Origin of the sequence: Pseudomonas sp. PS02303 (genome assembly GCF_029959925.1) — a bacterium.
In the GTDB taxonomy this organism is placed as follows: domain Bacteria; phylum Pseudomonadota; class Gammaproteobacteria; order Pseudomonadales; family Pseudomonadaceae; genus Aquipseudomonas; species Aquipseudomonas mandelii.
In genome coordinates, this window is record NZ_JASCOM010000502.1 from 1 (window position 1) to 1,725 (window position 1,725).

Annotated in this window: 2 protein-coding genes; both read left to right on the top strand. The window is 62.2% G+C overall.

The features are described 5' to 3' along the window. Nucleotides 1-72 precede the first annotated feature (72 nt). On the top strand, nucleotides 73-771 hold the full coding sequence (gene urtE / locus QMX98_RS34485) for an urea ABC transporter ATP-binding subunit UrtE (RefSeq protein WP_077748951.1): 699 nt from the start codon (nucleotides 73-75) through the stop codon (nucleotides 769-771). Between the two features lie 30 nt (nucleotides 772-801). Continuing rightward, nucleotides 802-1,641, top strand: a complete 840-nt coding sequence (locus QMX98_RS34490) for an urease accessory protein UreD (RefSeq protein WP_282412076.1) — start codon at nucleotides 802-804, stop codon at nucleotides 1,639-1,641. The last annotated feature ends 84 nt before the right edge of the window (nucleotides 1,642-1,725 follow it).

The following is a 1,725-nucleotide window of genomic DNA, read 5'->3' on the forward strand; positions in this document are numbered from 1 at the left end:
GCTTTTGGCGGCCTCCAGGCCCCCTTCGCGGGCAAGCCTCGCTCCTACAGGGGATTTGAGGGGAATTTGAAGATGCTGCAAGTCGACAAACTGCACCAGTATTACGGTGGTAGCCACATCCTGCGGGGCCTGACGTTTGACGTGAAGGTCGGTGAAGTGACGTGCCTGCTGGGGCGCAACGGCGTGGGCAAGACCACCCTGCTCAAATGCCTGATGGGTTTGCTGCCGGCCAAGGAAGGCGCGGTGAACTGGGAAGGCAAACCGATCACCACGTTCAAGCCGCACCAGCGGGTGCATGCCGGGATCGCCTATGTGCCTCAGGGCCGCGAAATTTTCGGCCGCCTGACCGTGGAAGAAAACCTGCTGATGGGCCTTTCGCGATTTCCTGGTTCTGAGGCCAAGGAAGTGCCGGCCTTCATCTACGAGCTGTTCCCGGTATTGCTGCAAATGAAGCAACGGCGTGGCGGTGACTTGTCCGGCGGCCAACAGCAGCAATTGGCGATTGGTCGCGCACTGGCCAGCCGTCCACGGCTGTTGATTCTCGATGAGCCCACCGAAGGCATCCAGCCGTCGGTGATCAAGGAGATCGGCGTGGTGATCAAGAAGCTCGCGGCCCGGGGCGACATGGCGATTCTGCTGGTCGAGCAGTTCTACGATTTCGCCGCCGAACTGGCTGACCAGTACCTGGTGATGTCCCGCGGCGAGATCGTGCAGCAAGGTCGCGGCGAAAATATGGAAGCCGAGGGTGTACGCGGTCTGGTTACGATCTAATCTGAAGCGTCCTGACGATAACTAGAAGACATGAACTTACCTCTCCCCACTGCCCTGTTTACCCCGAGCTGGCATGCCGAGCTGGAATTGGGCTACGCCCGGTTCGGCGACAGCACGCGCCCGGTCCAGCGCCGGCATAAAGGCCCGCTGCGGGTGCAGAAGCACCTGTATGCCGAAGGGCCGCAAGTGTGCCAGCACATCATCGTTCATCCGCCGGGCGGCATCGCAGGCGGTGATCGACTGGACATCTCGGCCAGCGTCGGCCCGGATGCCTGGGCGCAAATCACCAGCCCGGGCGCTGCCAAATGGTATCGCGCGGCGGGGCCCGCCTATCAGCAGCTGACGTTGAAAGTGGCGTGCGGTGCGACACTGGAATGGCTGCCGCAAGAGACGATTATCTTCAGTGACGCTCAGGCCGAACTCAGCACCTCGATTGATCTGGAGGGCGACGCCCGGCTGTTTTACTGGGACGTCGTGGCGCTGGGTCGCCCGGCCAGTGGCGAGCGCTTCGACCTCGGGCATTTTCAGGCGCAACTGGACATCCGCCGCGACGGCCGGTTGCTCTGGCACGAACGCCAGCGCATTGTCGGGGATGACGGGCTGCTCGACTCGCCGATTGGCCTGGATGGGCAGCCGGTGTTTGCGACGTTGCTGGTCACGGGTGAGATCGATAGCGAACTGCTGGAAACCTGTCGCTCGCTGCCCAATGAAGTGCGCGGGGATCTGACGCAATTGCCGGGGCTTCTGGTGGCTCGGTGTCTGGCCAGTGAGGCGCTGTTGGCGCGGGGCTGGATGATTGATTTGTGGCGGTTGCTGAGACCTGCGTTGCTCGGCAGGGAAGCGGTCCCACCCAGAATATGGAGCACCTGAAACACTTTCCAATGTGGGAGCGAGCCTGCTCGCGAAGGCGCGGTGTCATTCAACATAGATGCTGATTGGCCCGCCGCCTTCGCG